The organism is Bacillus sp. FJAT-27231, assembly GCF_001183975.1.
GTDB lineage: Bacteria > Bacillota > Bacilli > Bacillales > Domibacillaceae > Pseudobacillus > Pseudobacillus wudalianchiensis.
This window is the reverse complement of the sequence record NZ_LFZU01000001.1, coordinates 2,759,099-2,778,279: the sequence shown is the minus strand read 5'-3', so window position 1 is coordinate 2,778,279 and position 19,181 is coordinate 2,759,099. Positions and strand designations below refer to the sequence as shown.

Genomic DNA, 19,181 nt, shown 5'->3' with positions numbered 1-19,181 from the left:
GCAATCTAATGGATATTAGCTTTGTGTTTATTATTGCAGCAGTTATTATTGGTATTATTGTGTTATCCATATTCTTTACATTTGTTCCCGTTATGCTATGGGTTTCTGCTTTAGCAGCGGGTGTAAAAGTAAGCATTTTTACGTTAGTTGGAATGAGACTCCGTCGAGTGATTCCAAGCCGTGTCGTGAATCCGATGATTAAAGCTTCAAAGGCCGGATTAAATGTGACGACGAATCAATTGGAAAGCCATTATTTAGCGGGAGGGAATGTAGATCGCGTTGTCAATGCGTTAATTGCCGCACAGCGAGCTAATATTGAATTGTCCTTTGAACGGTGTGCGGCGATCGATCTCGCTGGCCGTGACGTGTTAGAGGCCGTCCAAATGAGTGTCAACCCAAAAGTGATTGAAACACCGTTTATTGCCGGTGTGGCGATGGATGGGATTGAAGTAAAGGCGAAAGCCCGTATTACAGTACGCGCTAACATCGAACGGCTCGTCGGTGGAGCAGGCGAGGAAACCATTGTTGCCCGTGTTGGTGAGGGGATTGTTAGTACGATTGGTTCTAGTGATAACCACAAAAAAGTGCTTGAAAATCCTGATATGATTTCGCAAACTGTACTGAGTAAAGGGTTAGACGCTGGTACGGCATTCGAAATTTTATCGATTGATATTGCGGATGTAGATATCGGCAAAAATATCGGTGCCGAGCTGCAAAAAGAGCAGGCTGAGGCAGACAAGAACATTGCCCAGGCAAAAGCGGAAGAGCGCCGGGCGATGGCTGTGGCCAACGAGCAGGAAATGAAGGCGCGTGTCCAAGAAATGAGGGCGAAAGTAGTAGAAGCCGAAGCAGACGTACCGCTTGCTATGGCAGAAGCCTTACGAACAGGCAACATTGGTGTGATGGACTATATGAATTATAAAAATATTGATGCAGACACAGGGATGCGGGGTTCAATCGGTAAAATGGCTGGTGGCAATAAAGACGGAAAGAATCAAGGCAATTAAGGGGTGCTTTGTTGAAGGAGGTCCTCTATGGAGTCTATCATTATAGCCATTATTGTCGGACTCATCTCGGTTATGACTAGCCGGCTAAAAGGTGAGAAGAAAGAGGAGAAAAAGCCAATAGAACGACCGAAACGGCCGGATTCTCCTTCTGTAAGTGATGTGTTTATGCAGACGAAGAAAGAAGCCGGTAACTCTGTTCAGAAAAAGCAGACAGACGTAAAAGAAAGATATGAAGAAATCAAAAGGGAAACCCCACGCCGTGACAGAACGGCAGGCCGTCTCAGCCGTTTTCAAGAAGATCAAGCAAAGGATTCTCCTGCGGCCGAGCCCGCTTTTGAAGCAGAGGCGGACGATTTAGTAAAAGGAATCATTTTGGCAGAAATCCTTGCCCCTCCTAAAGCGCTGAGACGGAAATAAACTGACATGTTCCCCCCTCTCCTTTCATACATTTGAAAGGAGAGGGGGGTTCTTTTTTATGACAAAAAAGTGGGGAGAGCAAATGAGAAGCTGGCTGACAAAATCGCTGAATCTACCCGAAGATGTCATGATGGACCTTCCCCGGATCACGATGATTGGCCAGCTCCATATCTATATTGAAAATCATAGAGGCTTGCTTGCTTTCTCGGATAAAGAAGTAAGATTAATGCTCACGAAAGGTCAGTTGTTAATTAAAGGACAGTCGTTTACGATCAAGACCATCTTGCCAGAAGAAATATTAATTGAAGGAAAAATTGAAAAGCTCGTTTATTTGGATGGGTAAGGGGGAAAAAGCTTGAACAATCAGTGGCTTGCTTTTTTTCAAGGTATTATTTTTGTAAAAGTGGAGGGGCAAGGAGCGGAACGCTTTATTAATCGATTGATTCGTTCGCGAGTCCCTATTTGGCAGGTAAGCAGGCAAAGTGAGCAGGCGATCACATTTTCCTGTTCGCTCCAGCATATTCACAAGGTGAGAAGAGAAGCACGCACATTTGAGGGGGAGATACGCTTTTATAGGGGAGAAGGCTTCCCTTTTTTACTGAAAAGACTGTGGAAAAGCTCAGGATTCGCAGTCGGGATCGTTGCCTTCTTTGTTGTTATTTTATTGTTGTCAAATATCGTGTGGCGGATCGATATTGGTGGGGCAAGCCCCAAAATGGAACACCAAATTCGCAAGGAATTAGCTAGTATGGGAGTTGAAAAAGGGCGATTTATCTTCGGAATGGATGATCCTGAAACCATTCAACACAAACTGTTAAATCAGATTGAAGGATTAACTTGGATTGGCGTAGAAGTGAAAGGCAGCACGTTTCATTTCCGAGTTGTAGAAAAAAATGAACCAAAAGAGAAGAAAAAGAACGGCCCTCAGCACCTTGTGGCAACTAAAGAAGCAGTCGTGGTGAAATTGTTTGTTAAAAAAGGACAGGCCACCGTGAAACGAGATCAGTTTGTTCATAAAGGCCAGCTGCTTGTCTCAGGGTTCATTGGAACAGAAGAAAAGGTAAGAGAAGTGGCTGCTGATGGCGAAGTTCTTGGAGAAACGTGGTATAAAACAACTGTCGAGATGCCTATAACAACAGAATTCCAAGTCCTGACCGGCCGTCAAGTAAAAAAGCATATGTTTGAGGTCCAGGCATTTAGATTTCCTATATGGGGATTTAAAAGTCACTCTTTTGCAAACTATAAGAAGGACGAGCAAGTACATTCTGTTTCTTTTGTTGGAATGAAGCTGCCGATCAACTATGTAGAAAAAACGTATTATGAAAGCAGAAGAACAAGCCGTTCTTATACAGAAAAGGAAGCGGAACAGCAGGCATTAGCCATTGCAAGAGGCGATCTAGAGTCAAAATTGCCTGAAAAAGCGGAAATTCGCGGTCAAAAAATTTTGCAGAGACAGTTCACGAATGGTAAAGTTAAATTATCTATACACTTCCAAGTACTAGAAAATATAGCTGTAGGGAAACCAATCACTCAAGGAGACAAAGAGAATGCCAGAAGAAAAGAACGTAATGAACATCCAGCTCGAAAATCCGAATGAGGCAGCAGCATTACTCGGAGTATCGGATAAAAACCTAACCACTTTAGAAGAGGAATTTGATGTATCTCTTATTACAAGGGGAGAAACGATTCATATAGCTGGCACAGAAGCCAACACAGCACTGGTTAGAGAAATCATTTACCGTCTTCTCCTTATTATTCGCAAAGGCATTAACATAGGAGAGCGGGACGTCATGAATGCTGTGCAAATGGCGAAAAATGGAACGATTGAATATTTGGACGAATTATATGACCAAGAAATTACTAAGAATGCAAAAGGGAAATCTATCCGGATCAAAACACTTGGCCAACAAGAATATGTAACGGCGATCCGTAAACACGATCTTGTGTTTGGTATCGGCCCGGCAGGAACAGGAAAAACCTATTTGGCGGTCGTGATGGCTGTGCATGCTTTAAAAACAGGACAAGTCAAACGGATTGTGTTAACGAGGCCGGCTGTAGAAGCAGGCGAGAGCCTTGGGTTCTTGCCCGGAGATTTAAAGGAAAAAGTCGATCCATATTTACGTCCGCTATATGATGCGCTGCATGATGTATTGGGTACAGAGCACACACAGCGGCTCATTGAGCGGGGAACGATTGAGGTGGCGCCGCTTGCTTATATGCGCGGCCGGACACTTGATGATGCCTTTGTGATTTTAGATGAAGCACAAAATACAACAAAAGCTCAAATGAAAATGTTTTTAACACGGCTCGGCTTCGGATCAAAAATGGTCATTACTGGTGACCGCACGCAAATCGACTTGCCAAAAGGAGCGCAATCAGGGCTTGTGTCAGCGGAACATATTTTAAATCGTGTATCGTCCATTTCTTTTATTTATTTAGAGCAAAGTGATGTCGTCCGCCATCCGCTTGTTGCCCGAATCATTCAAGCCTATGAGGAAATGGACAGTTGATGGCAAGTGCTTGTCTTTCGAGGAGCGGAGTGACCATCAAGGTCATGAGCCCGCAGACAGGCGAGCAACGAAGAAAGTGAACGTTTGGGAACGGCTCGAACAGGCAGTCTAAGGACTGGCTGTTTTTCTTTTCGTAGAGCGGAACATGATTTTTTTTGAGAAACCTGTTATGATTTTACGTACAAGAGAAAATGATACTATATGGATATAAAGTACCGTTCCATTTATTTGCTGGAAGGGAAAGAAAAGAATGGAGGAAGGAAATGGGTCTAGTCATCGATATGATAGATGAAACGGAAGAGCTGGAATCGAAAGCTTTTCAACTTGTAGAGGCGTTATTAGAGCTGACAGCTGAAAAGGAAAGTGTAGCGGATGGCAGTGAGGTGTCAGTCACTTTTACGGATAATCCAAAAATTCAAGAAATCAACCGAGAGTACCGTGGAAAGAACGAGCCGACAGATGTTATTTCTTTTGCGTTAGAAGAAATGGATGAAGATGAAATAGAGATTACAGGTGCGGAAGATTTGCCACGGGTACTAGGAGATATTATTATTTCGGTTACACGGGCGAAAGAGCAGGCTGTTGAGTACGGTCATAGCTTTGAGAGAGAGCTGGGCTTTTTAGCTGTCCATGGCCTTCTTCATTTGCTTGGGTATGATCATATGACAGAGGAAGAAGAAAAGGTTATGTTTGCAAAACAGAAGGAAATTTTGAATGAATTCGGATTGCAACGATAAGGAAACATTCCGCTGGAAACGGTTCCTCTCTTCTTTTCGCTTTGCGCTAAACGGATTAAGGATTGTAGTAAAAGAGCCTAATTTCCGTGTTCATCTCGCAGCTGCGTCAGGAGTGGTACTGGCGGGGGTATATTTCTCTTTGACACGTGTAGAATGGTTGTTCATTTTACTCATGATCTTTGGAGTGATGACACTTGAAATCATCAACACTGCGATAGAAAAAACGGTTGATTTGGTAACGAAAGATTATCAGCCATTAGCAAAAGAGGCGAAGGACTTGGCAGCAGGGGCTGTCTTGTGGTTTTCCCTTCTCTCTATTATAGTGGGAGCGATCATTTTTTTACCAAAAATATATTCTTTATTTTAGATAATTTAGATTTTTCAGAAAAAATAAAGCTAAACGAATTACAAAAAAGCTATTTTATATTAAAATAGAAAGTGAAGGAGCATAAAAAGTGAAAAAAGAACAATTAATTAAGGAAGCAACTGTTGCAAGAGAGCGTGCTTATGTTCCTTATTCGAAATTTAAAGTAGGAGCGGCACTTCTGACGAAGGATGGGAAGGTCTTCCATGGATGTAATATAGAGAACGCTGCTTATAGCATGTGTAATTGTGCAGAAAGAACGGCTTTGTTTAAAGCGTGGTCTGAGGGAGAAAAGGAGTTTGCGGCGCTGGCGGTTATTGCTGATACGGACCGCCCGGTACCTCCGTGCGGCGCATGCCGCCAAGTTATCTCTGAACTTTGCACACCAGACATGAAAGTGATTTTAACAAACCTGCAAGGTGACGTTGAAGAAACTACTGTTAAAGAATTGCTGCCAGGAGCATTTTCACCGGAGGATTTACATGAATAGACAAGACACAAATTCAACCTATAAATCAGGCTTTATTTCCATTATTGGCCGGCCCAATGTAGGAAAGTCTACGTTCCTAAACAGAGTAATCGGCCAGAAAATCGCCATCATGAGCGATAAGCCGCAAACAACGAGAAATAAAGTACAGGGAGTTTATACAAAAGAAGATGCTCAAATGATTTTCATTGATACACCGGGTATTCATAAGCCGAAGCATAAGCTTGGAGACTTTATGATGAAAGTCGCTGTTAATACGTTAAAGGAAGTTGACCTTGTGCTCTTTATGGTTAACGCGGAGGAGGGCTACGGACGCGGTGATGAATTCATTATTGAGAAATTAAAAGGCATTCATACACCCGTTTTTCTTGTCGTAAATAAAATCGATCAGATTCATCCTGATCAACTATTAAAATTAATCGATCAGTACAAAGGCTTATACCCGTTTGCGGAAATTATTCCGATTTCCGCTTTAGAGGGAAATAATGTAGAACGTTTGCTGGCACAGATTGAAGGAACGCTTCCTGAAGGACCGCAATATTATCCGGCTGATCAAGTAACGGACCACCCGGAGCGCTTTATCATCTCTGAGCTTATTCGGGAAAAAGTCCTCCATTTAACGAGAGAGGAAGTCCCGCATTCGATTGCCGTGGTGATCGATAAGATAGAGCGGCGAGGGGATAAAGAGATCATTAATGTCATGGCTACCATTGTCGTAGAGCGTGATTCACAAAAAGGAATCGTCATCGGGAAGCGGGGCGCTTTGCTTAAAGAAATTGGTCAGCGGGCACGTCAGGATATTGAACATTTACTTGGTTCGCAAGTATTTTTAGAACTATGGGTAAAAGTCCAAAAAGACTGGCGTAATAAAGCATCAAACCTTCGTGATTTCGGATTCCGCGAAGATGAATATTAATCAGTGGATAATTAGAAATTTTTGCTCCTCATAATCAAAAAGGAATCGGTGAAGCTAATAAGGAAGCCAAAGGCAAATGCCAGTTTCAATTAAGAAAGGCGGGAAAAACATGTTAGATTTTACATGGAAAGTCTTTTCAGAAACGGGAAGTGTCGAGATGTATCTTTTATACAAGGAGATTGAAAAAGGCGGCAAATATTCCCCATTTGAACAAGAGCAGCAATTGGCTAGTCCCGATTTTCCGGTTGCCGAAATGACTAATTGAGGAGGATGAAAGGACGGCCTTCTCATGCTTCAAAAGATTGAAGGAATCGTAATTCGAACATCCGATTATGGTGAAACCAATAAAGTAGTTACTATTTTTACACGGGAGAAAGGCAAGCTGGCCTTTATGGCGCGAGGAGCAAAAAAGCCAAACAGCCGCCTTTCTTCTATTACACAGCCGTTTACGCATGGCAGTTTTTTAGTCCAGTCGGGCAGCGGGCTTGGCACGCTGCAGCAAGGTGAAATGCTGACGTCGATGCGGCATCTCCGTGAAGATTTGATAATGTCGGCACATGCTGCTTATATGGCTGAACTGCTCGACAAAAGCACAGAGGAAAAAAAGCCTAACCCCTACTTGTATGAGCTGTTCGAGCAGTCTCTTCACTATTTGAACGAAGGCTATGACGCTGAAATTTTAACGGCTATTTTTGAAATGAAGATGCTGCAAGTGATCGGCCTGCATCCCGAGTTGTCCAGTTGTGTGAATTGCGGCAGCCGGGAAGGTCGATTTGCTTTTTCTATTCGGGAAAATGGCTTCTTATGTCACCGCTGCTTTGAAATCGATCCCTACTTACTGCCATTGTCACAAGCTGCTATTAAGCTTTTGCGGCTGTTTTATTTTTTTGATTTAAATCGGCTTGGCAATATTAATGTAAAAGAAGAAACGAAAAAAGAATTGAGAAAAGCTATTTCGCTTTATTATGATGAATATTCCGGGATTTATTTAAAATCACGCAAATTTCTCGATCAAATGGAACGAATGCAGTCGCTGCTCAATAAAGAACAAGAAGAGGATTGACAAATTTTCTATTTTCGATTAAGTTTTTTATATTCAATCAAATAAATAGTTGGCTGCAGTGAAGGAATGGAGTACATGATTTCCTCTTTTACTAGCGAACCCGGGATGGTGAAAGCCGGGAAAAGAGCATCATGGAAAGGCGGTCTGGAGCAGCGTTTTGGAAAAGAGGCCGTATCATACGGCAAATAGGGTGGAACCGCGGGTAACTCTCGTCCCTATGTACATTGTGTACATAGGGACGAGAGTTTTTTATTGTGTAAAGCTGTAAAATTCTGCAGCCTGTTCTATTCACGAAGCTAATGAAAGTGCTCACGGTGAATCAATACCCGGCTTTTCCTATAAAACAGGTGACTATCACCCATTACAGAAAGAGAGGCATAGCTATGAATATTCAAGAGATGATTTTAACCTTGCAAAAACACTGGTCTGATCATGGCTGCATTCTAATGCAGGCATATGATGTAGAAAAAGGGGCCGGTACAATGAGCCCTTATACTTTTTTACGGGCCCTCGGTCCTGAACCGTGGAACGTTGCTTACGTAGAACCGAGCAGACGTCCAGCAGATGGCCGTTACGGGGAAAATCCGAACCGTTTGTATCAGCATCATCAATTTCAGGTTATCATGAAACCTTCACCTGATAACATTCAGGAGATGTATTTAGATTCTTTAAGAGCGTTAGGCATTGAGCCGCTCGATCATGATATCCGTTTTGTAGAAGACAACTGGGAAAATCCATCCCTCGGCTGTGCAGGGCTCGGCTGGGAAGTATGGCTTGACGGTATGGAAATCACACAGTTTACTTATTTCCAGCAAGTCGGGGGTCTGGAGTGTAAGCCGGTTTCGGTGGAAATCACATACGGAATTGAACGGCTCGCCTCTTATATCCAAGAGAAAGAGAACGTCTTTGATTTAGAGTGGACAGAAGGCTTCACGGTAAGAGATATTTTTTATCAGCCTGAATTTGAACATTCTAAATACACATTTGAAACATCAGATGCCGATATGTTGTTTAATTTATTTGCGATTTATGAAAAAGAAGCGAAACGCCAAATGGACGAGGGGCTTGTTCACCCAGCTTATGACTATGTTTTAAAATGCTCTCACGTATTCAATGTCTTGGATGCTAAAGGAGCCATTTCCGTTACAGAGAGAACGGCTTACCTTGGCCGCATGCGTAATTTAGCAAGACAAATAGCGAAGACATTCTATGCAGAGCGTGAAAAACTTGGATTCCCAATGTTAAAAGAGAAAGGAGAGGCGGAACATGAGTAAGAGAGATATGCTGTTAGAAATTGGCCTGGAGGAAATGCCAGCTCGCTTCGTGACAGATTCGATGAACCAGCTCGGCAGCAAAGTAGAAGGATTTTTACAAGAGCAAAAGGTTTCTTATGAAGACATTACGTTATATTCAACTCCGCGCCGTTTAGCTGTTTTAGTGCAGGGAGTGGCTGAAGCCCAAGAAGACATTGAAGAAGAAGCAAAAGGACCGGCAAAAAAGATTGCTCTTCAAGAAGATGGCTCTTGGTCAAAAGCAGCGATTGGCTTTACACGTGGGCAGGGAGTAACGGTAGAAGATATCTACTTTAAAGAAATTAATGGTGTTGAGTATGTACACGTTAATAAATTTATTAAAGGCCAGCCGACAATTGATTTATTGCCCAAGCTTCGGGACATTGTCGTGAACTTACATTTTGGAAAAAACATGCGCTGGGCAAATAACGACCTTCGTTATATCCGTCCGATTAAATGGATAGTGGCTTTGTTTGGTTCAGACGTTATTCCATTCAAAATTACAAATGTCGTGACAGACCGGATAACGAAGGGACACCGCTTTTTGGGTGACACGCTCACGATTACAGCTCCAGCAGAATACGAAGAACAGCTCAAAAAACAATTTGTTATCGCAGATCCTGCTGAGCGGAAAGCGATGATCCGTCGCCAATTGTCTGAATTGGAAGCAGAAAAGTCATGGGTGATTCCGGTTGATGAAGAACTGCTCGAAGAGGTCAATAACCTAGTAGAATATCCAACGGCTTTATCAGGTTCTTTCAATAAAGAATTCCTTGAATTGCCGGAAGAAGTGCTGATCACTTCTATGAAAGAGCATCAACGCTATTTCCCAGTAAAAGATAAAGAAGGCACGCTTCTTCCTTACTTTGTTACAGTCCGAAACGGTGACAGCCGTTCACTTGATGTTGTGGCCCGTGGGAACGAAAAAGTATTAAGAGCTCGACTTGCAGATGCTGACTTTTTCTACAAAGAAGATCAAAGCAAGGAAATCGACTTTTTCTTAAATAAGCTTCAAACGATTGTTTATCATGAAAAGATCGGAACGTTATCCGAAAAAGTAAGCCGCATTCGCCGGCTAGCTGCTAAGCTAAGCGAATTAGCAGGTGCTTCGAAAGAGGCGCAGCAAAAAGTAGACCGGGCAGCAGAAATCTGTAAATTTGATCTCGTAACCCAGATGGTTTATGAGTTTCCAGAACTGCAAGGTATTATGGGAGAGAAATACGCCCAGCAGAAAGGAGAAGATTCAGAAGTCGCTCGAGCAGTGAATGAACATTACGAACCGCGGCACGCTGATGATGAGGCGCCGGAGACATTCACTGGAGCCATTGTTAGTCTAGCCGATAAGTTAGATACAATCGTCTCTTGCTTTGCTGTAGACATTATTCCAACTGGTTCTCAGGACCCTTACGCTTTAAGAAGACAGGCAGCTGGTGTCGTTCTTATTTTAGCGGAAAAGAAATGGAGCATTTCACTTGAGACGGTTTTACAAACGGCAATCGGAGTAGTGAAAGAAGACAATGTTGGTGAGAAAGAAGCAGAAGAGCTCTTGGGGGAATTGGTTTCCTTCTTCAAGCTCCGTGTTAAACACAGCTTGCAGGAGAGAGAGATCCGTTACGATTTAATTGATGCTGTACTTGCGGGGCCTGTTGGTTCCTTGCCTTCCTTGTTTGCCAAGGCGGATGTATTGATGGCTCACAAGGAAGAAGAGGGCTTTAAAGAGACGGCGGAAGCGCTTAGTCGTGTCGTAAATATTGCTAAGAAAGCTGAAGTGATAGGAGAGATTGATGAGCAGCGTTTCGTGAATGAAGAGGAAAAGGTCTTACATAGAGAGTTTCTTCGCGTTCAAAAAGGACTAAAAGAAGTAGAGACAGCTGAACAACAATTTGCTCTTCTTGAAAGCTTAAAGCAGCCAATTGAACAATATTTTGATCATACGATGGTCATGGCAGAAGAGACAGCTGTAAGAGAAAATCGCTTAAATCAAATGAAAGCTCTCTCCGCTATCATCTTGTCGTTCGCTGATTTTAATAAAATTTTAGTAAAGTAAGGTCAGACAGATTAGCTATTTCCATAAATCATTCATCTATACTAGCGCAAAATACTGATATCTGGTGAAACTTTTCTTTTCATTCAGTTTAAATAGTATATAATATTTATTATATGGTATAACACTTTTGAAGATCGAGGCACAGGTGCCCGGACGCTCAGCTAGAGGGGTTAAAACAGTTAACAAGCTAGCGCCAGCACTTGTGCTCTTATTGCGCACTAGGTGGTGAGGGAGATCGAACTTAATAATCGTCAGGAAAAAATCTTGCAAATTGTCAAGGAGAACGGGCCGATTACCGGCGAAAATATCGCGGAACGCCTTAATCTCACAAGAGCAACACTGCGTCCCGATTTAGCTATTTTAACGATGGCTGGTTTTTTAGATGCAAGACCGCGCGTGGGCTATTTTTATACAGGCAAATCAGGTACTCAGCTTCTTACAGAAAATTTAATGAAAATATATGTAAAAGACTACCAAGCGGTACCAGTCGTGGTACGCGAAAATGTATCTGTCTACGATGCGATCGTTACGATGTTTTTAGAAGATGTCGGTACATTGTTTGTCGTAGATGAAAATGGTCATCTAGTCGGTGTGCTTTCTCGTAAAGACTTGCTTCGGGCCAGTATTGGAAAGCAGGAATTAAACGCCATTCCAGTCAATATTATTATGACAAGAATGCCGAATATCGCTGTATGTGAACGAGAGGATTTGCTCGTTGATGTTGCGAAAAATTTAATCGAAAGACAAATAGATGCTGTACCAGTTGTTAAAAAAACAGCTACAGGTTATGAAGTAATTGGCCGCATTACCAAAACAAATATTGCCAAAGCGTTTGTCTCATTGGCAGATGATGAGTGATGCAGTTAGGAAAGGAGGTTCTAGTTTTTGCTGAATGATCCAATCATCTACATCGTTTCGGATTCAGTAGGCGAGACAGCTGAACTTGTGACAAAAGCGGCTGTTAGTCAGTTTAATGGATCACACGCTGTGATTAAACGGTTTCCATATGTTGAAGAATTATCAACCATTGATGAAGTAATGGACTTAGCGAAAGTCGAGCGGGGAATTATCGTCTATACGCTTGTCAAGCCAGAGATCAGAAATTATATGAAGCAGCAGGCGCAAAAAGAAAATATTATTATTTTTGATTTAATTGGTCCATTAATGGATGAACTAGAGTCCCTATACGGACGCCAGCCTTTGATGGAACCAGGGCTTGTAAGAAAATTAGATGAACAGTATTTTAAAAAGGTAGAGGCCATTGAATTTGCTGTGAAATATGATGATGGCCGTGATCCTCGCGGGTTGTTGAAGGCGGATGTTGTTTTAATTGGGGTGTCACGCACATCTAAAACACCGCTTTCTCAATATCTGGCTCATAAGCGGTTAAAAGTAGCCAATGTTCCACTCGTACCAGAGGTAGACCCCCCTGAAGAGTTGTTTAGTCTTCCTACGGACAAGTGTTTTGGCTTAAAGATCAGTCCTGATAAACTTAATCAAATTCGCAGGGAAAGATTAATTTCACTTGGTTTGAACGATAGTGCCAGCTATGCAGATCTTGAGCGGATTAAAGCGGAAATTTCTTATTCCGAAAAGATTATGAACCGCATTGGCTGCGAAGTCATCGATGTGACAAACAAAGCGGTAGAAGAAACAGCTAATATCATTTTGAGCAGGCTTGGAAAACGAAAATAGGCGTGACCCTACAATGGGCCCCTTCCGTTTACAAGTTTATATTCAGCCGATAAATTTTTGATTATGTATATGGTAATTGAGAAAAGGGGGCTTTTCGCTTTTGGAAAGGCTTCTTTTTCTTTGAGCTATAAAAATCAATGGTTTTTTGGAGTGAAATGTACTATAATAAAAAATTGTGATAAAAATGTATTTAAAAAGGTTTAACAGATCAGGTAAAGGAATAAACTAATTGTATGCCACTTGGAAAGAGATTTGTCAAACGGTAGATTATTGTTCGTTTTTTTAGTTTATTTCTCATTTGAGAAGGATTCTAATCCACCTTGTAGAATTATAATGCATAGGAAAGAGAAATATAAGAAGATTTGTCGATTCTCTTTTCTGCTGCAGCTCTAACAGCAAGAAGAAATAACAGGGTGCTTCAAAGAGAGTAGATGAAGTGCCGAAAGTGAAAGCAGCTAATAGAAAAGCAAATAATAGAAAAAGCTGCAGGAAATTTAGTTTTTTTATCGAACAATAGTATAGCTGGTGATGTATGTGACAGGAAAAATTCCTGAGGAAACTATTCAACAAATCAAGCAGTCACTGGACATTACTGAAGTAATCGGCGATTACGTTCAGTTGAAAAAACAAGGAAGAAACTTTTTCGGTTTATGCCCGTTTCACGGAGAAAATTCACCGTCTTTCTCCGTATCACCCGAAAAGCAAATATATCATTGTTTCGGGTGTGGAGCTGGAGGAAATGTTTTTTCTTTTTTAATGGAAATAGAAAACATCTCCTTTCAGGAAGCGGTAGGGAAGCTGGCAACACGTACAGGAGTAGCTCTTGATCCGGCTATTACTGGCGATAGTCCTAGTCACTCCGTTTCCAAAGAGCATAAGCAGATAATGGAAGCTCATGAATTGTTGGCAAAATTTTACCATCATTTGCTGATGAATACAACAGAGGGGCAAGAAGCATTAGATTATCTAGAAAAAAGAGGATTTTCTAAAGAGGATTTGGACGCTTTCCAAATCGGATGGTCGCTTCCGAATTGGGATTTCACCGTTAAATTTCTTCAAAAGCGCGGCTTCACTCTTGAATGGATGGAAAAAGCAGGATTGATTATTCATAAAGAGGAAGATCGAACGTACTTTGATCGTTTTCGCGGTCGAATCATGTTTCCTCTTCACGATGAAAAAGGAAAAGTAGTCGCTTTTTCCGGCCGTTCACTCCACGATGAAAAGCCTAAATATTTAAATAGCCCGGAGACGCCTATCTTTAATAAAAGCCGTCTCTTGTATAATTTTCACCGAGCGCGTTCATCTATCCGTAAGCAGCACCATGCCGTTCTTTTTGAAGGATTTGCGGATGTGATAGCAGCAGCAAGTGCCGGGGTAGAAACGGGAATTGCTACGATGGGAACCTCACTGACGGATGCTCACATTCAGCAGATTAGACGCGTAGCTGATCAGGTTATTATTTGTTTCGATGGCGATTCAGCCGGCATACAGGCTGCTTTCCGTGCTTCCAATTTGTTAAGTGACAGCGGCTGCGAGATAAAGGTCGCTCTCATTCCAGATAAAATGGATCCGGATGATTATATAAGGAAATACGGGGCTGAAAAATTTCGAAATAACGTGATTGGTACGGCCATGACGCTTATTGCCTTCAAAATGGAGTATTATAAGCAAGGGAAAAACCTGCAGGATGAAGGACAAAAGCTGCACTATATCGAAGAGGTAGTAGCCGAAATCTCTAAATTAAAAAAAGCAGTCGAACGGGATTATTATTTAAGGCAAATCGCGGAGCAGTTCTCACTTTCATTGGATGCATTGAAACAGCAAGAGAAACAGCTCTTCTTTAAAGAACGAAAGAAGCATCCTCCGAGTGAGCGAACGTTTCAGCAAGCACCAACGATACAAGCGCAGATAAAGCTATATCCTGCTTTTCAAACAGCAGAACGGCGTCTTCTCGCTCATATGCTGAAAGATGCAGACATTGCTTATAAAGTGAAAGATTTGCTTAACGGTGATACATTTAACCTTGATGAGCATCAGGCTATCTTTACGTATTTACTTGGCTTTTATGAAGGAGGCAATGTACCGGACTCAAGTGCATTTATCAGTTTTCTCCCGAACGCCAATTTACGCCGCCTCGTTTCAGATATAGAAATGATGATGGTCAGCGAAGTAATAAATGATGAAGCAGTTCATGATTATATAAAAGAAATATTGAAATACCATAAAATATTAGAAGTGAAAGAAAAAAAGCAACAGCAGGTGGCAGCAGAGAAAGCAAAGGACTACAAAACGGCTGCTCAGCTTGCCATGGAAATTGTCAGGCTTCAAAAGGAATTAAAAAAATAGTAAAACTCATTGAGGCAAGGATTTTGGAAGGAGGGGGACGACAGATGGCTGAAAAGTCTACACGTTCCAAAGAAACTGAAGTAACACTAGAAAGAACGAAAGAACAAATTGTTGAGATAGGAAAAAAGAGAGGGAAACTCTCTTACGACTATGTGGCCGACAAACTATCACCGTTTGAGGTGGAATCTGATCAAGTTGATGAATTTTATGAATATCTTGGTGAACAAGGAATTGATATAACAAACGACGAGGACGAGGAAGAAGATCCAAATATTCATGAACTTGAAAAAGAGAGTGAAGAATTCGACCTAAACGATTTGAGCGTGCCGCCAGGCGTAAAAATTAACGATCCGGTGCGGATGTATCTAAAAGAAATTGGCCGGGTTGATCTCTTATCTGCTGAAGAGGAAATTGAACTGGCTACCCGAATCGAAGAAGGTGACGAGGAGGCAAAACGCCGTCTCGCTGAAGCGAACCTTCGTCTCGTAGTTAGTATAGCAAAGCGTTATGTTGGTCGCGGTATGTTGTTCCTTGATCTTATTCAAGAGGGGAACATGGGCCTTATCAAAGCAGTTGAAAAATTCGACTACCGCAAAGGGTTCAAATTTAGTACGTATGCTACATGGTGGATCCGTCAGGCGATTACACGCGCGATCGCGGATCAGGCAAGAACAATTCGGATTCCGGTTCATATGGTTGAAACCATCAATAAGCTAATCCGTGTCCAAAGACAGCTTCTCCAGGATCTTGGCCGCGAACCATCTCCTGAAGAAATTGCAGAAGAAATGGATTTAACCCCTGAAAAGGTACGGGAAATTCTAAAAATTGCCCAGGAGCCAGTTTCTCTTGAAACTCCGATCGGAGAAGAAGATGACTCTCATTTAGGTGATTTTATTGAAGACCAAGAGGCAACATCACCTTCTGAGCATGCTGCTTATGAATTGCTAAAAGAACAATTAGAAGACGTTCTCGATACGTTAACTGATCGGGAAGAAAACGTGTTGCGTCTTCGCTTCGGTCTAGACGACGGACGTACTCGGACACTTGAAGAGGTCGGCAAGGTATTTGGCGTCACTCGCGAACGGATTCGTCAAATCGAGGCAAAAGCTTTGCGCAAGCTTCGTCATCCGAGCCGCAGTAAACGATTAAAAGATTTCCTTGAATAAAACTGCCCGGCATCCGTGCTATTGCTTAGAATGTTTCAATGGTTTACTTCTGACAAGAAGTAAACTATTTTTTTTTGAAAAGCAGGTATTTCAAGGATTTTCGCGAATGTGTTAGACAGGATGTGACGATAGATGAAAGATGACAAAAAGACCATCATTATTAGAGAAATTCATTTTTGGAAAGAAAATCATATGCTGCCTGCCCAATACTGTGATTACTTATTGACGATGTATACCCAGGGAGAAGAGCTGCCGGAAAACGCTGTCAAAAAACCAAAGACAAAGCGCCTATCCGCTATTAGTTTGCTCGCTTCCTTTTTCGTTGTATTTATTTCTTTATTTGTCCTATATTTTACTGAATTGTCTTTCCCTTTGCAAATGACGATTTTAGCAGCTTTTGTCGTTTTGTTGTTAAGCGCTGCTATTTATTTTTCTAAAAAAGGATTTTTTCTTCCATTTTTATATGCGGCTTCGGCTATTTTATTTTTAATTTTTACAGTAGAGTGTCATGAGAAAATATGGGGGGAGAACTCGCTTACCCTTTATGCTCTGCTCTTTTTTCATTGTTTCATTTGGTGGATAGCCGGGAGAAAGCTTCAGCAGGTTTATTTTACAATCTCGGCATGGCTCGGAGTCATATTGTTAGTCATTTTTATTTTTATATAATACAAAAAAACTTATAAAAAAGAAAAACGAAGGTAAAATGTGTCTAAATTACGACAAAGGGGTAAAAACTTCTATGGAAGGGCTTTTCGTCTTCTCCATTTTCAAGTAGAATAGTAAGTGTTTGTACTTTCTATTTGTTATTTGTGTACATAAGGGAGGTTAAGAAATGAATCGTAATCCAATCATTCCGTTCTTACTGATTGCTGTGTTTGGCCTTGGTCTGATTTTCTTCCTTTCTTTAGAAGGACTTGATAACTCTAAAGAAATGGCGAAAGAGGAGAAGGGCGGAGAGCAAACAGGCGGTGAGACGGCAGGCGCTTTTGAACCAGAAGGCTTCTACAAGCAAACTTGTGCAGGCTGTCATGGCGGCAACTTTGAAGGTGGAGCTGGTCCTTCTTTGAAAGGCATTGGCGGCAAATTGTCGAAAGATGAAATTAAAGACATTATTACACACGGTAAAGGCGCTATGCCTCCAGGCCTTGTGCCAGCTGAAAATGCTGATGCTATGGCTGACTGGGTCAGCAAAATTAAATAATGCACAAAAAGTTCTTTGCCGTCTGGCAAAGAACTTTTTTAATTAGGCGTTTTCATTTAGAATGGAAGCGGAACATTAAAATAAAAGTGGTGACACGATGAATATTAATCAATTATCAAAGCGTTTAATGGCTGTAGCTGCTCGTATTCCAGGGCGAGCGGTTATGGCGGATATTGGATCTGATCATGCTTATTTGCCTTGCTATGCGATCAATAAGGGCTTAGCTGTGAAAGCTATAGCCGGTGAAGTGGCAGACGGTCCCCTGCGGGCGGCTAAGCAGCAGGTGAAAGCTGCTGGACTTGAAAAGAAAATTGAGGTGCGCAAAGGGAATGGGCTTGAAGTTATTTCGGCCGGTGAAGTGGATTGTGTTACGATTGCCGGTATGGGCGGCACCCTTATTACTTCTATCTTGAACGAAGGCAAAGAAAAGCTGGAGGGCGTAAATCGGCTCGTTCTGCAGCCAAACCTTCGGGCTGATCATATTCGTAGGTGGCTGATAGAGAACGACTGGGAGCTAATCGATGAAATCATTATGGAAGAAGACGGGAAAATATATGAGATTTTAACAGCAGAAAAGGGCGATGCCGAAAAACCGTACAGCACGAGAAAGGAACTAGAATTGCTCACAGGCCCGATGTTGCTTGCTGAAAAAAACGAAGCATTTCTTAAAAAGTGGAAAAGAGAAGCAGACCAATTAGAAGTAGTGTTGAAAAATTTAGAAAAAGCGGAAAATCAGCAGGCGGCAAAAGAAAAGAAACAAAACGTGCTGCGGGAGCTTCAACTGATTAAGGAGGCGATTAGTAGTGAAGAAAGTGAACGGCCATGAAGTGATTCAATTATTTGAACAGTTCTCCCCAAGAAAATATGCAATGGAAGGCGATAAAATTGGCTTGCAAGTAGGCCGGTTAAATAAGCCGGTTGCACGTGTTCTTATAGCCCTTGATGTGCTTGAAGAAGTAGTAGACGAAGCTATTGAAAAGGATGTGCAGCTCATTATTGCCCATCACCCTCTTATCTTTCGCCCGTTAAAGTCCATTGTCACGAGTGATCCGTCTGGAAGGCTTCTGGAGAAATTAATTAAGCATGACATTGCTGTCTATGCAGCCCACACTAATTTAGATGTGGCGAAAGGCGGCGTAAATGATCTTTTAGCTGAAGCTCTTGAGTTAACGGAAACAAAGGTTCTCGTACCGACGTTTCAAGATGCTTTAAAGAAGCTTGCTGTGTTTGTTCCGGCAGATCATGCAGAAGAGATGCGCCAAACCCTAGGGGAAGCAGGAGCAGGTTTTATCGGTGAGTATAGCCATTGCTCATTTTCAACGGATGGAACTGGGCGCTTTATGCCTGGCGACCAAACAAATCCGTATATCGGACAAGCCGGCCAATTGGAAAAGGTAGAAGAGGTTAAAATAGAAACGATCTATCCGAAGAGCTTGGAGAAAACCGTGTTGTCTGCTATGCTGAAGGCTCATCCTTATGAAGAAGTGGCCTACGATATCTATCCACTGGATAATGAGGGGGAAGCAATGGGCCTCGGCAGAATTGGCAAGTTAGAGAAATCGATGACTTTGGGTGAGTTTGCTGAGCATGTAAAAGAAAAACTAGAGGTTAAAGGTGTTCGTGTGGTCGGAGACTTAACAGGTCATGTAAGAAAAGTAGCGGTACTCGGAGGCGACGGCAATAAGTATTTTCAATCGGCTAAATTTCAGGGAGCCGATGTGTACGTCACTGGTGATTTTTATTACCATACCGCTCATGATGCACTTGCTATCGGATTAAAAGTAGTAGATCCTGGTCACAATGTGGAAAAGGTAATGAAAGTGGGAACTGCGAACAAGATGACGTCTTTAGCGGCGGAAAAGGACTTTGATGTACAATTTATTCCTTCTTCTGTTCATACTGACCCCTTTACATTTGTATAAAAACAAACAAG

21 protein-coding genes are annotated in these 19,181 nt (G+C 42.0%); all 21 read left to right on the top strand.

Annotated elements, in window-relative coordinates; genetic code table 11:
* Positions 1 to 8 precede the first annotated feature (8 nt).
* The 21 genes from floA to AC623_RS13275 all read left to right on the top strand — a co-directional run bounded on the left by floA (position 9) and on the right by AC623_RS13275 (position 19,170).
* Positions 9 to 1,007 (top strand): flotillin-like protein FloA, encoded by a 999-nt coding sequence (gene floA / locus AC623_RS13375; protein WP_049663263.1) that lies wholly within the window; start codon positions 9 to 11, stop codon positions 1,005 to 1,007.
* A gap of 27 nt (positions 1,008 to 1,034) precedes the next feature.
* The gene (locus AC623_RS13370) at positions 1,035 to 1,424 is read left to right on the top strand and encodes a hypothetical protein (protein ID WP_049663260.1); all 390 of its coding nucleotides are present in this window, start codon (positions 1,035 to 1,037) and stop codon (positions 1,422 to 1,424) included.
* A 58-nt stretch (positions 1,425 to 1,482) separates the two neighbouring features.
* Positions 1,483 to 1,767, top strand: coding sequence for a sporulation protein YqfC (yqfC, locus tag AC623_RS13365; RefSeq protein ID WP_049663258.1), 285 nt, complete (start codon positions 1,483 to 1,485; stop codon positions 1,765 to 1,767).
* A gap of 12 nt (positions 1,768 to 1,779) precedes the next feature.
* Positions 1,780 to 3,021 (top strand): sporulation protein YqfD, encoded by a 1,242-nt coding sequence (yqfD, locus tag AC623_RS13360; RefSeq protein ID WP_049663255.1) that lies wholly within the window; start codon positions 1,780 to 1,782, stop codon positions 3,019 to 3,021.
* Positions 2,972 to 3,934 (top strand): PhoH family protein, encoded by a 963-nt coding sequence (locus tag AC623_RS13355; RefSeq protein ID WP_049663252.1) that lies wholly within the window; start codon positions 2,972 to 2,974, stop codon positions 3,932 to 3,934. Before yqfD ends, AC623_RS13355 begins: the two co-directional genes overlap by 50 nt.
* Positions 3,935 to 4,197: 263 nt before the next feature.
* A complete protein-coding gene (gene ybeY / locus AC623_RS13350) occupies positions 4,198 to 4,671 on the top strand; it encodes an rRNA maturation RNase YbeY (RefSeq protein WP_049663249.1) in 474 nt (157 codons plus the stop codon).
* Positions 4,649 to 5,038, top strand: coding sequence for a diacylglycerol kinase family protein (locus tag AC623_RS13345; RefSeq protein WP_049663247.1), 390 nt, complete (start codon positions 4,649 to 4,651; stop codon positions 5,036 to 5,038). The genes ybeY and AC623_RS13345 overlap by 23 nt, the downstream gene beginning before the upstream one ends.
* Positions 5,039 to 5,126: 88 nt before the next feature.
* The gene (locus AC623_RS13340) at positions 5,127 to 5,525 is read left to right on the top strand and encodes a cytidine deaminase (RefSeq protein WP_049663244.1); all 399 of its coding nucleotides are present in this window, start codon (positions 5,127 to 5,129) and stop codon (positions 5,523 to 5,525) included.
* Positions 5,518 to 6,438, top strand: a complete 921-nt coding sequence (gene era, locus AC623_RS13335) for a GTPase Era (protein ID WP_049663241.1) — start codon at positions 5,518 to 5,520, stop codon at positions 6,436 to 6,438. The genes AC623_RS13340 and era overlap by 8 nt, the downstream gene beginning before the upstream one ends.
* Before the next feature lie 109 nt (positions 6,439 to 6,547).
* Positions 6,548 to 6,703: a YqzL family protein gene (locus AC623_RS13330; protein WP_082174549.1), complete on the top strand. Its 156-nt coding sequence runs from the start codon at positions 6,548 to 6,550 to the stop codon at positions 6,701 to 6,703.
* A 24-nt stretch (positions 6,704 to 6,727) separates the two neighbouring features.
* The gene (recO, locus tag AC623_RS13325; protein WP_049663236.1) at positions 6,728 to 7,501 is read left to right on the top strand and encodes a DNA repair protein RecO; all 774 of its coding nucleotides are present in this window, start codon (positions 6,728 to 6,730) and stop codon (positions 7,499 to 7,501) included.
* 383 nt (positions 7,502 to 7,884) lie between these two features.
* Positions 7,885 to 8,775: a glycine--tRNA ligase subunit alpha gene (glyQ, locus tag AC623_RS13320; RefSeq protein ID WP_049663233.1), complete on the top strand. Its 891-nt coding sequence runs from the start codon at positions 7,885 to 7,887 to the stop codon at positions 8,773 to 8,775.
* A complete protein-coding gene (gene glyS, locus AC623_RS13315; RefSeq protein WP_049663232.1) occupies positions 8,768 to 10,840 on the top strand; it encodes a glycine--tRNA ligase subunit beta in 2,073 nt (690 codons plus the stop codon). Before glyQ ends, glyS begins: the two co-directional genes overlap by 8 nt.
* Before the next feature lie 225 nt (positions 10,841 to 11,065).
* Positions 11,066 to 11,698 (top strand): helix-turn-helix transcriptional regulator, encoded by a 633-nt coding sequence (locus tag AC623_RS13310; RefSeq protein WP_197090971.1) that lies wholly within the window; start codon positions 11,066 to 11,068, stop codon positions 11,696 to 11,698.
* 30 nt (positions 11,699 to 11,728) lie between these two features.
* On the top strand, positions 11,729 to 12,535 hold the full coding sequence (locus tag AC623_RS13305) for a pyruvate, water dikinase regulatory protein (RefSeq protein ID WP_049666614.1): 807 nt from the start codon (positions 11,729 to 11,731) through the stop codon (positions 12,533 to 12,535).
* A gap of 534 nt (positions 12,536 to 13,069) precedes the next feature.
* Entirely contained in the window at positions 13,070 to 14,881 is a 1,812-nt protein-coding gene (gene dnaG / locus AC623_RS13300) for a DNA primase (protein WP_156187045.1), read from the top strand.
* 44 nt (positions 14,882 to 14,925) lie between these two features.
* Positions 14,926 to 16,047, top strand: a complete 1,122-nt coding sequence (gene rpoD, locus AC623_RS13295) for an RNA polymerase sigma factor RpoD (protein WP_049663226.1) — start codon at positions 14,926 to 14,928, stop codon at positions 16,045 to 16,047.
* A 132-nt stretch (positions 16,048 to 16,179) separates the two neighbouring features.
* Entirely contained in the window at positions 16,180 to 16,713 is a 534-nt protein-coding gene (locus AC623_RS13290; protein ID WP_049663223.1) for a hypothetical protein, read from the top strand.
* Between the two features lie 166 nt (positions 16,714 to 16,879).
* Entirely contained in the window at positions 16,880 to 17,248 is a 369-nt protein-coding gene (cccA, locus tag AC623_RS13285; protein WP_049663221.1) for a cytochrome c550, read from the top strand.
* Between the two features lie 97 nt (positions 17,249 to 17,345).
* Positions 17,346 to 18,074, top strand: coding sequence for a tRNA (adenine(22)-N(1))-methyltransferase (locus AC623_RS13280; RefSeq protein ID WP_049663219.1), 729 nt, complete (start codon positions 17,346 to 17,348; stop codon positions 18,072 to 18,074).
* Positions 18,052 to 19,170: a Nif3-like dinuclear metal center hexameric protein gene (locus AC623_RS13275; RefSeq protein WP_049663217.1), complete on the top strand. Its 1,119-nt coding sequence runs from the start codon at positions 18,052 to 18,054 to the stop codon at positions 19,168 to 19,170. Before AC623_RS13280 ends, AC623_RS13275 begins: the two co-directional genes overlap by 23 nt.
* The last annotated feature ends 11 nt before the right edge of the window (positions 19,171 to 19,181 follow it).

Bases quoted from the DNA above. Each gene is read 5' to 3' on its own strand.
- floA (WP_049663263.1), top strand. From the start codon at position 9: ATGGATATTAGCTTTGTGTTTATTATTGCAGCAGTTATTATTGGTATT.
- AC623_RS13370 (WP_049663260.1), top strand. From the start codon at position 1,035: ATGGAGTCTATCATTATAGCCATTATTGTCGGACTCATCTCGGTTATG.
- yqfC (WP_049663258.1), top strand. From the start codon at position 1,483: ATGACAAAAAAGTGGGGAGAGCAAATGAGAAGCTGGCTGACAAAATCG.
- AC623_RS13355 (WP_049663252.1), top strand. From the start codon at position 2,972: ATGCCAGAAGAAAAGAACGTAATGAACATCCAGCTCGAAAATCCGAAT.
- ybeY (WP_049663249.1), top strand. From the start codon at position 4,198: ATGGGTCTAGTCATCGATATGATAGATGAAACGGAAGAGCTGGAATCG.
- AC623_RS13345 (WP_049663247.1), top strand. From the start codon at position 4,649: ATGAATTCGGATTGCAACGATAAGGAAACATTCCGCTGGAAACGGTTC.
- era (WP_049663241.1), top strand. From the start codon at position 5,518: ATGAATAGACAAGACACAAATTCAACCTATAAATCAGGCTTTATTTCC.
- AC623_RS13330 (WP_082174549.1), top strand. From the start codon at position 6,548: ATGTTAGATTTTACATGGAAAGTCTTTTCAGAAACGGGAAGTGTCGAG.
- recO (WP_049663236.1), top strand. From the start codon at position 6,728: ATGCTTCAAAAGATTGAAGGAATCGTAATTCGAACATCCGATTATGGT.
- glyQ (WP_049663233.1), top strand. From the start codon at position 7,885: ATGAATATTCAAGAGATGATTTTAACCTTGCAAAAACACTGGTCTGAT.
- glyS (WP_049663232.1), top strand. From the start codon at position 8,768: ATGAGTAAGAGAGATATGCTGTTAGAAATTGGCCTGGAGGAAATGCCA.
- rpoD (WP_049663226.1), top strand. From the start codon at position 14,926: ATGGCTGAAAAGTCTACACGTTCCAAAGAAACTGAAGTAACACTAGAA.
- AC623_RS13290 (WP_049663223.1), top strand. From the start codon at position 16,180: ATGAAAGATGACAAAAAGACCATCATTATTAGAGAAATTCATTTTTGG.
- cccA (WP_049663221.1), top strand. From the start codon at position 16,880: ATGAATCGTAATCCAATCATTCCGTTCTTACTGATTGCTGTGTTTGGC.
- AC623_RS13280 (WP_049663219.1), top strand. From the start codon at position 17,346: ATGAATATTAATCAATTATCAAAGCGTTTAATGGCTGTAGCTGCTCGT.